This window comes from Streptomyces sp. R41 (assembly GCF_041053055.1).
Taxonomy (GTDB): domain Bacteria; phylum Actinomycetota; class Actinomycetes; order Streptomycetales; family Streptomycetaceae; genus Streptomyces.
The window spans coordinates 770,998-785,513 of record NZ_CP163443.1 but is presented as its reverse complement, the minus strand read 5'-3'; the positions used below and the strand labels follow the sequence as shown (position 1 = coordinate 785,513).

13 protein-coding genes and 1 pseudogene are annotated in these 14,516 nt (G+C 69.9%); 5 read left to right on the top strand and 9 right to left on the bottom strand.

The features are described from left to right. Nucleotides 1–15 precede the first annotated feature (15 nt). The 3 genes and pseudogenes from AB5J53_RS03740 to AB5J53_RS03730 form a co-directional block, all read right to left on the bottom strand. Nucleotides 16–885 (bottom strand): geranyl diphosphate 2-C-methyltransferase, encoded by an 870-nt coding sequence (locus AB5J53_RS03740; RefSeq protein ID WP_369244228.1) that lies wholly within the window; start codon nt 883–885, stop codon nt 16–18. A 39-nt stretch (nt 886–924) separates the two neighbouring features. Next, nucleotides 925–2,220, bottom strand: coding sequence for a family 2 encapsulin nanocompartment cargo protein terpene cyclase (locus AB5J53_RS03735; RefSeq protein WP_369244227.1), 1,296 nt, complete (start codon nt 2,218–2,220; stop codon nt 925–927). 5 nt (nt 2,221–2,225) lie between these two features. Further along, a pseudogene (locus tag AB5J53_RS03730) lies at nt 2,226–3,118 on the bottom strand (family 2B encapsulin nanocompartment shell protein); the annotation flags it as partial. 401 nt (nt 3,119–3,519) lie between these two features. On the opposite strand from AB5J53_RS03730, the gene AB5J53_RS03725 reads away from it, so the two are divergent. The 4 genes from AB5J53_RS03725 (at nt 3,520) to pqqB (ending at nt 6,546) form a co-directional block, all read left to right on the top strand. Continuing rightward, nucleotides 3,520–3,939, top strand: coding sequence for an SseB family protein (locus AB5J53_RS03725; RefSeq protein WP_369244226.1), 420 nt, complete (start codon nt 3,520–3,522; stop codon nt 3,937–3,939). Between the two features lie 185 nt (nt 3,940–4,124). After that, entirely contained in the window at nt 4,125–4,454 is a 330-nt protein-coding gene (locus AB5J53_RS03720; protein WP_369244225.1) for a hypothetical protein, read from the top strand. A 10-nt stretch (nt 4,455–4,464) separates the two neighbouring features. Beyond that, nucleotides 4,465–5,577 (top strand): hypothetical protein, encoded by a 1,113-nt coding sequence (locus AB5J53_RS03715; protein ID WP_369244224.1) that lies wholly within the window; start codon nt 4,465–4,467, stop codon nt 5,575–5,577. Nucleotides 5,578–5,637: 60 nt separating this feature from the next. Then, a complete protein-coding gene (gene pqqB / locus AB5J53_RS03710) occupies nt 5,638–6,546 on the top strand; it encodes a pyrroloquinoline quinone biosynthesis protein PqqB (RefSeq protein ID WP_369244223.1) in 909 nt (302 codons plus the stop codon). A gap of 9 nt (nt 6,547–6,555) precedes the next feature. On the opposite strand, the gene AB5J53_RS03705 is transcribed toward pqqB, so the two are convergent. The 6 genes from AB5J53_RS03705 to AB5J53_RS03680 form a co-directional block, all read right to left on the bottom strand. After that, the gene (locus tag AB5J53_RS03705) at nt 6,556–6,948 is read right to left on the bottom strand and encodes a MarR family winged helix-turn-helix transcriptional regulator (RefSeq protein WP_369244222.1); all 393 of its coding nucleotides are present in this window, start codon (nt 6,946–6,948) and stop codon (nt 6,556–6,558) included. Nucleotides 6,949–7,030: 82 nt separating this feature from the next. After that, nucleotides 7,031–7,384, bottom strand: coding sequence for a VOC family protein (locus tag AB5J53_RS03700; RefSeq protein WP_369244221.1), 354 nt, complete (start codon nt 7,382–7,384; stop codon nt 7,031–7,033). A gap of 567 nt (nt 7,385–7,951) precedes the next feature. Next, on the bottom strand, nt 7,952–8,983 hold the full coding sequence (locus tag AB5J53_RS03695; protein WP_369244220.1) for a LacI family DNA-binding transcriptional regulator: 1,032 nt from the start codon (nt 8,981–8,983) through the stop codon (nt 7,952–7,954). After that, on the bottom strand, nt 8,980–9,885 hold the full coding sequence (locus tag AB5J53_RS03690) for a carbohydrate ABC transporter permease (protein WP_369244219.1): 906 nt from the start codon (nt 9,883–9,885) through the stop codon (nt 8,980–8,982). The genes AB5J53_RS03695 and AB5J53_RS03690 overlap by 4 nt, the downstream gene beginning before the upstream one ends. Further along, on the bottom strand, nt 9,882–10,805 hold the full coding sequence (locus AB5J53_RS03685) for a carbohydrate ABC transporter permease (protein ID WP_369244218.1): 924 nt from the start codon (nt 10,803–10,805) through the stop codon (nt 9,882–9,884). The genes AB5J53_RS03690 and AB5J53_RS03685 overlap by 4 nt, the downstream gene beginning before the upstream one ends. Continuing rightward, on the bottom strand, nt 10,802–12,130 hold the full coding sequence (locus AB5J53_RS03680) for an ABC transporter substrate-binding protein (protein ID WP_369244217.1): 1,329 nt from the start codon (nt 12,128–12,130) through the stop codon (nt 10,802–10,804). The genes AB5J53_RS03685 and AB5J53_RS03680 overlap by 4 nt, the downstream gene beginning before the upstream one ends. A 184-nt stretch (nt 12,131–12,314) precedes the next feature. On the opposite strand from AB5J53_RS03680, the gene AB5J53_RS03675 reads away from it, so the two are divergent. Further along, entirely contained in the window at nt 12,315–14,336 is a 2,022-nt protein-coding gene (locus AB5J53_RS03675; protein WP_369244216.1) for a beta-galactosidase, read from the top strand. Nucleotides 14,337–14,516: the final 180 nt, after the last annotated feature.

Below are 14,516 nucleotides of genomic sequence, written 5' to 3'. Positions count from 1 at the left end.
GGGCCCACTCTCATGTCAGATGCGGTCGGCCGCGATCAGCAGGTAGTGGAAGCTGCCCTCCTTGTACGCGGTCAGGAACGCCTCCTCGATGCCGGTCGTCACCGAGGACTTGGCCCGCAGCTCCCAGTACGGGATGGTCGCCGCGGTCAGGTCGACGACGTTGATGGGGACGAGGTTGTTCGCGGCCATCGCCTTGAAGTACTCGCTGCGCGGGTGGATGTTGCAGGTGTAGTGCTCGTCGATCTTGCTGACGGCCTTGGAGCGCATGCCCTTGACGTCGTTGGAGCACCCGGTGATGCACACGTAACGGCCGCCGGGCTCCAGCAGCCGGGAGAACTCCGCGTACAGCTCGACGAGGTCCACGTACATCGTGGTCTCGTTGGTCCAGATGCCGCGCCGCGAGCCGGTGGCGAAGCCCGTGTCCAGCATGTTGCGGAAGTGGAAGCGGACCTTGTCGGACACCTTGCGGCGGGCGGCCTGGTCGCTTGCGAAGGCGACCTGCTGCTCCGAGATGCTCACGCCGTCCACCGAGCAGCCGAAGCGGGCGTTGGCCATGATGCTGGTGCCGCCGCGACCCGAGCCGGCGTCCAGCAGGTGGTCCGCCGGCTTGATCGGGCCGAGGTGGTCGAGGAGGACGTCGGCCTGTGCGGTCTCCAGACGGTGCATCTCCTCGATCATGCGCTGCTCGCGGGTGTCCGCCGGGCCCTGGAGAACGGACGGGTCGTAGTCGCCGATGCCGTAGTGGTGGTGGTAGAGGTCGTCGACCTCGCCGAGCCGGAGGTTGACCGCGTTCTTCTCCGCGTTCCAGTAGTCGGCGACGGACTTCTGGTACTCGGTGCGCAGGACCTTGTCCATGGCGATCATTTCCATGTCGGTGACAGGCATGGTGAAGCAATCTCCTTGCGGGATAAGGGGGTTGACGGTTCAGGCGGCGGTGGCGTAGCGGCCGCTGCCGGCATGCCATTCGCGGCTCCCGCCGAGCCAGGCCCAGGTGCCGGCCAGGAAGCGGCGCAGCTCGGGGGAGCCGGCGGCGGCGAGGGCGGCGGCCTCGGCCTCGAAGGTGTGCATGAGTTCGTTGTGGATCTCGACGGTGCGGTCGATCGCCTCCTCCAGGGAGCACTGGGCCTCGGACGCGATCAGCCTCGGCAGGCTGAAGTCCGTGGGATCCTCCTTGCCCATGGAGTAGAGGTCGTTGACGATCACGCTCGCCGAGCCCGCCATGGTGAAGGCGCGGCGCACCCGGGGGTCGGCGAATTCGCCGTACGGCAGCTCGTATCCCGCGACCGCGTCGACCAGCACCATGCACGGCACGAAGCTGTTCTCGTGCCGGTGCATCAGGAACTCCCAGACCGGCGGGGTCTGTTCGGCGGTGTGCCAGACGCCTTCCTGGTTGTAGGCGACGAACATGATCCCCAGTTCGTGGCGGAGCCTGCGCACCTGTCCCGTCGTCGCGTACCGGGCGAGGTTGTCGAGACTCGACCGGAGGGCGCGCATGACGGGGTCCGCCTGCACGACCTCCTCCAACTGCGGCGCGTACGCCAGGGGGAGGTGTGCCTGGTCGATCACGGAGTGGGCGATCGCGAGGCGCTGCCCGAGCAGTTCGTGCCGGGCCTCCTCGACCTCTCCGTCCACGTAGTGGTCGTCGACGGACCACTCCGCGAGCGCGCACTTCGCCGCCGCCAGAAGCCGGTCGGGGTCGTCCGACTCGGGGTGCGCCAGCATGATCAGCCGCCCGAAGTCGGCCGTGCGGATCTTGTCGAGCTGGCCGGGGTAGATCCCGACCTCCTCGGCCCACTCGACCAGTCGCTCGGTGACGGTCTCGCCGAGGGCGGGGTCGTCGCGGACGGCGGGCGGACAGTGCAGGTTCGGGGCGGGATCCGCCGCCTGTGCGCGCTCCCGCTGTGGCTCCGGCGCCCCGAGCCGGGCAGCCGACGTGCCGAGTCCCGTCGGCCTTGAGGGCAGGATCGGGGGACGCACCGGAGCGGGCGCAGGCGGGGCGATCCCCACCGCGCAGGAGGTGATCCCCACCGCGGAGGAACGGAGCCGTGCCGCGGACGTGCCCAGCCCCGTCGGGGCGGACGGCAGCCGTGGCCCGCGCGCTGCCTTGGGGGGGACGGGCAACCGCGGCGGCGCCGACGACCGAGCCGACAGCAGTGCCCGTACCAGCCCCGCCATGTCATGGCCCGCGGCGGGTGCGACGACCCGGGAGATCAACGACACCGTCGTCAGCTCCCGTTCGTACGGGCGACCTCGACGTTCTCCAGGATGCCGAGGGCGTCCGGTACGAGGACGGCCGCGGAGTAGTACGTGCTGACCAGGTAGGAGATGATCGCCTTCTCGTCGATCCCCATGAACCGTACGTTCAGGCCGGGCTCGACCTCGTCCGGAATTCCGGTCTGGTACAGGCCGATCACACCCTGGTCGTCCTCACCCGTACGCATCGCGATGATCGACGAGGTGTTCGCCTTGCTGACGGGGATCTTGCCGCACGGCAGCAGCGGAACACCGCGCCAGGCGGGCAGGTGATGGCCGTTCAGCTCGATGCCGCCGAAGTAGATACCGCGCTTGTTGCACTCCCGGCCGAAGGCGGCGATCGCGCGCGGGTGGGCGAACATACAGCGGGTGCCGCGCCGCATGCTCAGCAGCTCGTCCAGGTCGTCGGGGGTCGGCGGGCCCGAGTAGGTGGAGATCCGCTGGTCGAAGTCGGCGATGTTGAGCATGCCGAAGTCCTGGTTGTTGACCAGCTCGTACTCCTGGCGCTCGCGCAGCGCCTCGATGGTCAGCCGCAGCTGCTGATGGGTCTGGTTCATCGGCTCGTTGTAGAGGTCGGCGACCCGGCTGTGCACGCGCAGCACCGTCTGGGCCACGCTCAGCTCGTACTCGCGCGGCTGCAGCTCGTAGTCCGCGAACGTGCCCGGCAGCGTCTCCTCCCCGACATGCCCCGAGCTGAGAGCGATCTCGGCCTCGCCGGACTTGTTCATCTTCTGGTGTCCGTTGGAGCTGATCTGCTGGACGTGGTTGCGCGGGCCCTCGTGGCGATCGGCGACGGCCTTGTACCGGTGAGCGGCAGAGCGAGGGCCGTGGTGGCGGTCGCGGCGCGCGCCGTGAAGTCCCACTGTGAGACTCACGGATGGCAACTGGCTGTGGTTGCTGGCAGGTGAGTGGAGCCTGGTATCCGTCTGACTCAAAAGCCACATTGGCCCTTTGGTGCCCTTGCCTTGGATATGTCGGCTGGTGCCAGTGTCTCGCCGCTTGCCGCGGTACGGCCTCGCCGAAAGAGTGCCCGGTGCATGTGGGGCACTGCCAGGCTGGTTGTCGGTGCTCGCGGGCTGACGTGGCCGAGCCGCTCCACCGACGCGTCGGCTGTGACCGCCTCGGCCTGCCGTCGGACGGCATCCCGTTGCTGCCCTGAGGGGGAACTGGAGGAATGCCCCGGCTCAGGACGGGTACGCGACGGACGTTGCGCCCGGGAACGATGCTGTCCCGGGTGGCCCGTCCGCCACTACCCGGGAATCTGCCATGGACACACCCTCGAACGACCACCACCGGCCCACGGGCGAGACACCGGCTCAGGAGGCCTTGAACGCGCTCGTCGAGAACACGCAGGACGCCACCGCCCTCGACACGCTGGCCGGCAGCGACGTGCTGGTCCCCGTGCCCGACGACGCCAATGAGGAGGACGTCGCCGACCCCACGGCCGTGGCGCTGCCCGTCCTGGACCAGCCGGGCGGCGAGCAGGTGGTGCCGGTGTTCACCTCGGAGCTGGAGATGGCCGAGCTGCTCCCGTCCGTCTCCCGCTACCGCCTGGTGCCGCTCGGCGCCCTCGCCTCCCAGTGGCCGTCCGGCGACCTGTCGCTCACGATCGACGCCAGCTCGCCGCACGGTCTGACCCTCAGCTCCGAGGGCGTACGCACCCTGCTGGCCCGGCCGCAGGTCTGACGGCCGCCCGTTCCCACGCGTGACGGGGATGAACGGTGCCGACACCGCTCATCCCCCCGGGCGCCCCGAGGGCCGCCGTGATCACAATCCAGGTGGTGATCGAACCGAAGTCGCTCCGCACGACGAGGCCGCCGTCCGGAAGTCGCAGCCGATCAGTGGCGCCGGAGGGAGGCGCCCACCGGAAGGTGCAGACGGGCACGTCATGGCCTGCCGGCCGCCTCGGCAAGCCGGGACGGGTGCACCGCGATGTCCTCGATCAGCGGACGGCCGAGACGCTCCAGTGCGGGCAGCGCGAGGCGGCGGGCGGCGAGCAGCGCGTCGGCCTCACTCCGTACGACTGGCTGCCCCAGGTCACCCCGATCCCGCTGAGCGCGCCGGCCCGCCCCGGAGTGGACCCGACGACAGTCACGGCCCGCGTTCGGGGCCGTACGGCAGCTGCGGCGTCCCGGCACGACTCGCCCTGCCTCAAGAACGACCCGACCGGCCTGCCTGAAGAACGGCCGCGACCGGCGTGACAATGACCGCATGAAATGGATCTCCGGCGTGGCCGGCGGACTGCTCCTGGCGCTGGTTCTCGTCAGCATCCTGCGCACCCTCGTCGTGCCCCGCGGGCTCTACTCCTCGCTGGTGATCCGCTGGTGGCGCTCGCTGCGCCTCCTGCTGCGTCTCGCCGCTCCCGGCGGCAGCTACCAGGCGCACGACCGCGCGCAGACCTGGCTGGCCCCGCTCATGCTGGTCGGGATGCTCGCGAGCTGGCTCGGCGGTGCGCTGCTCGGCTTCGGGCTGCTGCTGCACGCCCTGTCCACGCTGACCTGGACCCAGTCCGTCAGGGAGGCCGGCTCCAGCCTGTTCACGCTCGGCTTCGCCAGCGGCGACAGACTGCACCTGTCCGTGGTGGACTTCCTGGCGGCGGCCACCGGACCGGTGGTGATCGCCCTGCAGATCGCGTACCTGCCCACCCTGTACGCCGCCTACAACCGCCGCGAACTGGAAGTGACCCTCCTGCAGTCACGCGCGGGCGAACCCGCCTGGGGCCCGGAGATCCTCGCCCGGCAGTGGCTGGTCGACACCGAGACCGCGCTGCCCGAGCTGTACCGCGCCTGGGAGCGGCTCGCCTCGGACATCGGCGAGAGCCACTCCACGTACCCGATCCTGCTGGCGTTCCGTTCGCCGCGGCCCTACCGCAGCTGGATCGTCGGCCTGGTCGCCGTCATGGACGCGGCGGCCATGCAGCTGGCGCTCACGCCGAACAGCGCTCCGCCCGAGGCACGCCTGGTGCTGCGCGCGGGCTTCACCGCGCTGCGCGACATCGCCCGCTCACTGCGCTTCGAGTTCGACACGGACCCCAGCCCCGAGGCGCCGATCCAGTTGTCCTTCCTGGAGTTCGACGCGGCCGTCGCGATGGTGGAGGCGGCGGGCTTCCCCGCCGAGCGGACCGCGAAGCAGGCCTGGCCGCACTTCCACGGCTGGCGGGTCAACTACGAGACGGTCGCGTACGAGTTGTGCCGTCGTGGCGACGCGGTCCCCGCGCTGTGGACGGGTTCGCGGGACTTCGTCACCAGCCCGATCCCTCCCCGGCGACCGCAGGACCGGCGCCCGGGCGAAGGTCGTCCGGAACTGCCCCCTTCCGTCGGGTAGTTCGGCCCGTCCTGGCGGGAAGATCCCCGGGAGGATCCGATACGGAGGGGTGGGTTTCTGTTGAAAGTCGTCCTGCTGGGCACGGCCGCCGGTGGCGGCTTCCCTCAGTGGAACTGCGCGTGCGCGCTGTGCGCGGCCGCCCGCGACGGCAAACTGCCGGCGCGAACACAGGAGTGTGTCGCCGTCAGCGGCAACTCCCGCGACTGGTGGCTGCTCAACGCCTCACCCGACATCCGTACGCAGCTGACCGGCACGCCCGCGCTCGCACCCGGGCCGGGCGCCAGGGACACCCCGGTACGCGGCGTGCTCCTGACCGATGCCGAGGCCGACCACGTCATGGGGCTGACCATTCTGCGGGGCGGCGCGGGACTCAAGGTCTATGCCGCGCCTCCCGTCCTCGCCACGCTGGCCCCGCTGCGCGCCGTGCTCGACCGCTATGCCCCTTGGGAGTGGACGGACAGTCTGACCGAGGGCGGCTTCGTGCTGGCCGGCGGTCTGGTGGTGAGCGCGCACCCGGTCGGCTCCAAGGCCCCGAAGTACGTCTCCGGGCCCGCCGCGGACGCCCGCTGGGTGACGGCGTACCGGATCGAGGACCTGGCCGGCGGGGGAGAGCTCGTCTACGCGCCCTGCCTGGGCAGTTGGACACCCGCGCTGGACGCACTGCTCACCACGGCGACCTGCGCGCTGCTCGACGGCACCTTCTACGCGGCCGACGAGATGCGCACGGCGGTGCGGGCCGCGGGCGGCCAGGCCGGGATGCCGTCCAACGGGCAGGCCGCGATGGGGCATCTTCCCGTCTCGGGCGCGCACGGCAGCCTGGCCGCCCTCGCCCGCCATCCCGGCCCGCGCCGGATCTACACCCACCTCAACAACACGAACCCGCTGCTCGACCACGCCTCGGACGCCCATGCGCGGGTGACCGCGACCGGGGTCGAAGTCCTGCCGGACGGCGCGGAGTTCACCGTCTAGCCGGCCGCGCTAGCCGTTCAACATGCGGGCCAGGACGGCGCGTTGCAGGGGGAGTACCTCGGAGTGCAGGTCGCGACCCTTCTCGGTGAGCGCGACCCATACTCCGCGTCGGTCTTCCTGGCAGACGTTGCGCTCCACCAGGCCGTCCTTCTCCAGCCGGCCGATGAGGCGGGACAGGGCGCTCTGGCTGAGGTGGACCCGGCCCGCGATGTTGTGCACCCGGCACTGCTCGCCCGGCTCCGTGGCCGTGGCGGAGGCGAGGATGTCCAGGACCTCGAAGTCACTGGCTCCGAGGCCGTGGGGGTGCAGCGCGCGGTCGATCTCGCACATCGTGCGCGCGTGCACCGAGAGGATCTCCCGCCACTGGTCTTCGAGGAGGGATCCGCGCGTTGTCGCTGCCATAACTGAACGGTAACAGAGATCCGGCCAGTCGTTGAGTGTGCAACTAGTGCGGATGCATTCAGCGGACCGCTGCCCGGTCGCCCTACTCGGCGGAGGGATCCTGGAGGAGCCCGATCAGGTTGCCGTCCGCGTCCTTGACCGAGGCGATGAGCCTGCCGCCGCCCACATCCTGGACGTCCTGCAGCGACTCGGCCCCGGCGTCGAGCAGGCCCGCCAGGGTCCCCCTGATGTCGGACACGTGCCAGTAGGGGACGGGCCCGGTCATCCCCTTGGCGTGACCGTTGGGGTCCAGGCCGACATCCTGGCCCGCGTCCTTGAACCCGACGTAGTACGGCTCGTCCGCGTACGGCTCCACGCCCAACAGCACGCTGAACAGCGCCTTTGCCTGCGTGACGTCCTTGACGGGATAGATGATGGTCTTGACTCCGGCGGTCATGGCGACTCCTCCGTGATGCTGATCAGTGCGTGCGATGTGCTTGTCGCGCCGACGGCTTTCTCGTCGGCGCATTCACGCTAAGACGGGGAAGCACCCGTCGGCTTCTCGAATCCTGACCGGTCGGGAAGTGCGCGCACCGGGTGATGCCCTCGTGGTCGCAGCCGAGGGTGTACACGATCAAGTCGAGGGATGCCCGGGCGGCGGAGATACGGGAGCGGAGGGCCTCGGCCTCCGCGCGGAGGATGGTCGGCGGGTGGCCGGGTGGCCGGGTGGCCGGGTGGCCGGGTGGCCGGGTGGGCGTCGGTGGCCGGCGTGGGTGCGGCGGCGCTCCCGATGCCGGTCGGTCTCGTCGAGGGCGCGCGCGGCGCCGGTGCCGTGTCGCCCGAGCGAACGGACACCTGGATCGCCGGACAACGCGCCCGCTGCGAGACCGACCGGCTGTTCCTGGCGCTGCCGATGTTCGTGGCCGAGGCCACCGCACCCTTGGCGCGGCGGCCGCGGGTATGGCGCACCGGAGTCCGTCGGTCGCGGCTGGGCGCCCCAGAGTCGCCGGCCGCGCTGGGCGAGTCAGGTCGACTCGCGCCGCACCAGCTCCGTCGGCAGGATCACCGCCGCCGGATCCTCGCCCCCTATCTGGGCGAGCAGCACCCGTACCATCTCGGCGCTGATGCGGTCCCAGGGCTGGCGGATCGTGGTGAGGGCCGGGGTGGACGCGGTGGCGGCGGGGGAGTCGTCGAAGCCGCCGACGGCCACGTCCTCGGGAACCCGGAGGCCGGCCCTGTGCAGCGCGCCCAGCACACCCTGTGCCATCAGGTCCGAGGCGACGAACACGGCGTCCATGTCCGGAACCCGCTGAAGGAGTTGCTCGGCGCCCGCCTCACCGCTGGACCGGCTGTAGTCGCCGGAGACGACGAAGCGGTCGTCGGCCTCGATGCCCGCCTCGGCGAGCACCTCCCGGTAGCCCGCGAGCCGCTCGACGCCGCCGGGGGTGTCGAGCGGGCCGGTGACCATGCCGATCCGGCGGCGGCCGAGGGACAGCAGGTGCCTGACCATGTCGCGGGCGCCGTCCCGGTCGTCCGCGGCGACGTAACTCACCTTGGAGCCCATGCCGATGGGCTTGCCGCAGGCGACCAGCGGCACGCCCGCCTCGCGCAGCTGCTCCGCGACCGGATCGCCGGAGTGGCTGGAGACCAGGAGCACTCCGTCGACATGTCCCGCGGTGATGTACCGCGTGATGCGCCGCCGCTCGTCCTCGGTGCCCGCGAGCATCAACAGGAGGGGAACGTCGTGCGCGGCCAGCGCCTGCGTGCAGCCGCGCAGCAGGACATTGAAGTTGGGGTCCTCGAAGAACCTCTCCTGCGGCTCGGTCAGCAGGAAGCCGATCGAGTCGGAGCGTCCGGTGATCAGCGAGCGGGCGTGCCGGTTCACGACGTAACCCGTCTTGCGGATGGCGGCGTTGACCGCCTCCTGCGCCGCGGGACTGACGTAGTGACCGCCGTTGAGCACGCGCGAGACGGTGCCTCGTGAGACTCCCGCCTCGCGTGCGACGTCGTGGATCGTCGGCGGTTTGCGCCGGGCCCCCGTGTTGCTCATGGTCATGACTTTACGGCTCCGGACAGCAGATCGAGGCTCCAGAACCGCTGGATGACCAGGAACAGCGCGACCAGCGGGATGACCGCGAGCATCGCGCCGGTGATCACCAGCGTGTAGAGCGCCGGGGTGTTGGAGCCCTGTTTGAGGAGGGTGAACAGGCCGAGCGTGATCGGGAACTTCTCGTCGTCGCTGAGCATGATGTACGGCAGCAGGAAGTTGTTCCACACCGCCACGAACTGGAACAGGAACACCGTCACCAGTCCGGGCACCATCATCGGCAGCGCGATCCGGGTGAAGATCCGCCACTCGCCGCCCCCGTCCATCCGCCCGGCCTCGACCACATCGCCGGGCACGGCCGCGGCCGCGTAGATCCGGGCGAGGTAGATGCCGTACGGGGAGAGGATCAGGGGGAGCAGGACGGAGGCGTACGAGTCCGTCAGGTCCGCCTTCGCCATCAGCAGGTACTGCGGGATCGCGAGGATCACCGGAGGCATCAGCACGCCCGCCATCAGGATGCTGAACATGGTCTCGCGGCCGCGGAAGCGGTAGACGGCGAGGGCGTAGCCGCCGAGCGCCGAGACGGCCGTCGAGAGCAGGGCGCCGAGACCGGCGTAGAGCGCCGAGTTGCCCATCCACTGCCAGTAGATGCCGTCGCGGTAGGCGCTGAGGTCCCGCACGTTCTGGGTGAAGCCGGTGCCCGGCAGGAACGTGAACGTCGAGAACAGCTCACGGCCCGACTTGGTGGAGGCGATCACCACCCAGGCGACGGGCAGCAGACAGTACAGGGCGCCGAGCAGCAGCGTCAGCGTCGGCACCAGGGCGATCCGGCGGCGCAGCGGCGGCCCCTGGGCGGTCCCGGGGGTCGTACCGGCGGCCGGCGCGGCCTTGCGTACGGCAAGAGAACTCATCGTGCTTCCTCCTGCTTGTTACGGGAGTTCGCGGCGCGCAGGAAGCCGAAGGACAGGAACAGCGTGACGATGGCGATGATCACGGCCTCGGCGGCGGCCGAGTAGATGTCGCCCGTGCCGAACGCGTCCCGGTACACCTTCATCAGCGGACTCCACGTCGTGGAGACGGAGTTGGTGAGGGGCTTGAGGGTGGTCGGCTCGCTGAACACCTGGAGCGTCGCGATGATCGAGAAGAAGAAGGTGAGCACCAGCGAGGGCGTCACCATCGGGATCTTGATCCTCAGCGCGATCTGCCAAGGAGTGGCGCCGTCCAGCTTCGCCGCCTCGTACACCTCGGCCGGAATGGCCTGCAGCGAGGTGTAGATGACGATCATGTTGAAGCCGGTTCCGCCCCAGACCGCGATGTTGGACAGGGCGAGATACAGCGGGCCGCCGTCCAGTAGATCGGGCTGCGGCATCCCCAGCTTGTCGAGGACGAAGTAGAAGGGGCTGACGTCCGGGAGGTACAGGAAGCCCCACAGCAGCGCGGCGACGACGCCGGGAATGGCGTACGGCAGGAAGATCGCGAGCCGGGTGAAGGGGGCGAGGCGCACCTTGTCCGTGTCGAGCATCAGCGCGAACAGCAGGGCGAGGCCGAGCATCACCGGAACCACGATGGCGCCGTAGCCCAGCACTCGCAGCGCGCCGCCGAGCAGCTCGTTGTCCGTGAGGGCGTCGGTGTAGTTCTCCAGGCCCGCCCAGACTTCGCTGCGGGCACCGGCGCCCAGGCCTAGGCCCTTGACCTGGACCTTGTGCAGGCTCAGCCAAAGGGCGTACCCGATGGGCAGCGCGAAGAAGAGGGCGAAGAGGATCGTCGCGGGGAGGAGGAAAGCGTACGGGGCCCCCTTGACCCCGTACGACTTCCGACGTGCCGTCGTCACTGAGCGACCCCGAAGCCCTGCTTCTTGAGGTCGGCGACGGTGGTGTCCTGCATGGTCTTCAGGGCGGCACCGAAGTCCGACTTGTTCTTCGCGGCGGCGCCGAAGGCGTCGTTGAAGGACGTGTAGGCGACGTTCACGTTCGGGCCCCAGGCGGACGGCGCGGTGGTCTTCGCGATCTCCGAGGCCTTGGTGTAGAAGTCCGTCTGGTTGGAGAAGAAGGCCGGCGGCTCCGTGAACGCGTCACTGAGCTGAGCGCTGGTGGAGGCGGGGTAGATGCCGCCCTCCTTGGCCAGTGCGGCCACCGCCTTCGGGTCCGTGTTCAGCCAGGCGGCGAACTTCGCGGCGGCCGCCTTGTGCTTCGAGTCCGTGGTGACGGCGGTCGAGGAGCCGCCCCAGCTGCCGGTGACGTTCTCGCTGTCCGACCACTGCGGCAGCGGGGCCATCGCCCACTTGCCCTTGGTGTCGGGGGCCGCGGTCGCGAGGGTGCCGGGGGCCCACACCGCGCTCACCCAGGCGATCTGCTTGCCGGTGTTCAGCGCCTTGTTCCAGGCCGGCTGGTACATCGGCTGGTTGTCGATCACGCCTTCCTTGACGAGACCGCCCCAGAACTTGGCGACCTTCTGCGAGGCCGCGTCGTCGATGCCGACCTTCCACTTGTCGCCGGAGGTCGTCCACCACTTGGCGCCCGCCTGCTGGGCGAGACCGGCGAAGAGGCCGGAGTCGTTGGCGGAGAAGGTGGTGAGGTCCTTGTCCGGGGCCTTCTTCTTCAGCGCGCGGGCGGTCTCGGCGAACTGATCCCAGGTCGTCGGGACCGTCAGGCCGTACTTCTTGAAGAGGTCCGCGCGGTAGTAGAACATCATCGGACCGATGTCCTGCGGGATCGCGTAGACCGCGTCCGTGCCCAGCGTCGTCTGCTGCCAGACGGCGGCGGTGAACTTGCCCTTCACGTCCTTCGACTCGCCCGCTATGTCGGCGAGTGCGTCATTGCTGACCAGCGTCGGCAGTGCCTGGTACTCGGCCTGGACGAGGTCCGGGGCCTTCTTCGCCTTGTGCGCGGTGAGGATCTTGGTGACCAGGTCGTCGCCCGCCGCCTGCTTCTTCACCGTGACGGTGATCTGCTGCTTCTTCCCCGGCCCCTTGTTCCACAGGTCCACGACCTTGTCCATGCCCGGGGTCCAGGTCCAGTACGTCAACGACGCGGGTCCGGACTGGGCGTCGCTGTCCTTGTCCTCCGAGCCGCAAGCGGCGAGTGAGGTGGCGCCGAGCGCGACGGCGATGGTGGTGACACCCCATCGACGGAGCCGGCTGTGCTTCGTGTTGGGCATGGATCGTTCTCCCCTGACCTGGGTCTCCGCCTGCTGCGGAGACCTGCCATGCTTCTGTGAGCGTTCACAGTAGAGAAACATCCAGGACACTTGTCAATGGTTGTTGCTGTGCGGTTATGTTGGGATCGCGCCGCTGGCGCTGTGTGTGCACGTTCCCAAATGATCGACCAAACGGGAGAGATCCATGCCGGAGACCACCCCCAGGGGCCTCACCAGGCTCGCCTTCGGTGGGGACTACAACCCCGAGCAGTGGCCGGAAAGCGTCTGGCAGGAAGACGTCCGGCTGATGCGCGAGGCGGGTGTCACGATGGTGAGCGTCGGGATCTTCTCCTGGGCGCTGCTGGAACCGGCGCCGGGCACCTACCAGTTCGGCTGGCTCGACCGCCTGCTCGACCTGCTCCACGAGAACGGCATACGCGCCGACCTCGGTACACCGACCGTGGCGCCGCCCGCCTGGTTCTACCGCGAGCATCGCAACGCGCTGCCGGTGGCCGCCGACGGCACCCGCTACGAGTTCGGCTCACGCGGCGCCATCTGCCACAGCAACAGCGACTACCGAGCCGCCGCCGCGAACATCACCACACGGCTCGCCACCCGGTACGCCGACCACCCCGCGCTCGCTTTGTGGCACGTCCACAACGAGTACGGCGTCCCCGTCTCGGCCTGCTACTGCGAGTCCTGCGCCGCGCACTTCCGCCGCCGGCTGACGCGGACGTACGGGACGATCGAGGCGCTCAACGAAGCCTGGGGGACCGCCTTCTGGGGCCAGCGCTACGCGGACTTCGACCAGGTCAACCCGCCGCGCGTGACCCCGACCGTCGGCAATCCGGCCCAGGCGCTCGACTACAAGCGGTTCGCCGACGCCACCATGCGCGAGAACTTCGTGGCAGAGCGGGACATCCTGCACCGTCTCGCGCCCGGCATTCCGGTCACCACCAACTTCATGACCGCCCTGAGCCAGTGCGACTCCGTCGACTACTGGGCCTGGGGCCGCGAGGTGGACCTCGTCACCAACGACCACTACCTGATGACCGACGGCCGCCGCACCCATGTGAACCTCGCGATGTCCGCCGACCTCACCCGTTCGGTCGCCGGCGGCGCCCCCTGGCTACTGCTCGAACACTCCACGTCGGGCGTCAACTGGCAGCCCCGCAACCCCGCGAAGGCCCCGGGTCAGATGGCCCGCAACTCCCTCGCACATGTCGCCCGCGGCTCCGACGGCGCGATGTTCTTCCAGTGGCGGCAGTCCCGGCGCGGCGCCGAGAAGTTCCACTCGTCGATGCTGCCGCACGCGGGCACCGACTCCCGGGTGTGGCGCGAGGTGGTCGAACTCGGCGCCTCCGTCGATTCGTTGGCTGCGCTCAAGGGCACCCGCACCGTCGCCGACGTCGCCGTGCTGTGGGACTGGCAGTCCTGGTGGGCGCAGAACCTCCAGTGGCGCCCCAGCGAGGACCACGACCCGCGCGAGCGCGCCGACGCGTTCTACGAGGCGCTCTACGACCGCCACCTCACGGTCGACTTCGCGCACCCGGAAGCCGACTTGTCGGCGTATCCCCTTGTCGTCGTGCCCGCCCTCTACCTGATGACCGAGGCCGCCGGGAACAGCCTCAAGGAGTACGTCGAGAACGGCGGCACCCTGGTCGTCTCGTACTTCTCCGGCATCGTCGACGAGCACGACGCCGTGCACGACGGCGCCTACCCGGGCGCCCTGCGCGAGGTACTCGGCCTGACCGTCGAGGAGTTCTCGCCGCTCCTCCAGGGCGACCTCGTGCGGATCACCGGACCCGACGGCTCGGAGCTCACCGGTGACGTGTGGACCGAGTTCGTGGTGCCGCGCGGCGCCGAGACCGTCTGGACGTACGCCGACGGGCTCACCGCGGGCCATCCGGCCGTCACCCGACACCGCGTCGGCGAGGGCTCGGCCTGGTACGTGTCCACGCGTCTCGGGGCCCAGGGTCTCGACGCCCTGATCGGCTGGGCGACCGACGACGCGCGCATCGCACCGCGTGCCGACCTGCCCCGTGACGTCGAAGTCGTCCGCCGCACCGGCGAGTCGGGCACCTACGTCTTCGCCATCAACCACACCGCGTCGGACGCCAAGGTGCCGCTGGAAGCGCACGGCACCGAGCTCCTGACGGGCGAACGCGCCGCGGGCCGCCTCGCGGTCCCCGCGGGTGGCGTGCGGGTCGTACGACTCGACGACTGAGCCGATGTCCGCCGGCTGAGCCGCTTTCAGATGTCGGCCGTGCGGGTCCCACGACCCGCCCGGCCCAGCCGACTCCCCTCCGCCCGTGTGAGCGCACGAGCCGCGGGCGGAGGGGGCGCCCTCCGGCTCCATCGCGGGGGCACCCCCATCCCCATCACGTCGAAGGGACGACGGACGATG

Excerpts from the sequence above, each read along its gene's own strand:
- AB5J53_RS03740 (WP_369244228.1), bottom strand. The coding sequence starts at position 885 with ATGCCTGTCACCGACATGGAAATGATCGCCATGGACAAGGTCCTGCGC.
- AB5J53_RS03725 (WP_369244226.1), top strand. The coding sequence starts at position 3,520 with ATGGACACACCCTCGAACGACCACCACCGGCCCACGGGCGAGACACCG.
- AB5J53_RS03715 (WP_369244224.1), top strand. The coding sequence starts at position 4,465 with ATGAAATGGATCTCCGGCGTGGCCGGCGGACTGCTCCTGGCGCTGGTT.
- AB5J53_RS03705 (WP_369244222.1), bottom strand. The coding sequence starts at position 6,948 with ATGGCAGCGACAACGCGCGGATCCCTCCTCGAAGACCAGTGGCGGGAG.
- AB5J53_RS03700 (WP_369244221.1), bottom strand. The coding sequence starts at position 7,384 with ATGACCGCCGGAGTCAAGACCATCATCTATCCCGTCAAGGACGTCACG.
- AB5J53_RS03695 (WP_369244220.1), bottom strand. The coding sequence starts at position 8,983 with ATGACCATGAGCAACACGGGGGCCCGGCGCAAACCGCCGACGATCCAC.
- AB5J53_RS03690 (WP_369244219.1), bottom strand. The coding sequence starts at position 9,885 with ATGAGTTCTCTTGCCGTACGCAAGGCCGCGCCGGCCGCCGGTACGACC.
- AB5J53_RS03680 (WP_369244217.1), bottom strand. The coding sequence starts at position 12,130 with ATGCCCAACACGAAGCACAGCCGGCTCCGTCGATGGGGTGTCACCACC.
- AB5J53_RS03675 (WP_369244216.1), top strand. The coding sequence starts at position 12,315 with ATGCCGGAGACCACCCCCAGGGGCCTCACCAGGCTCGCCTTCGGTGGG.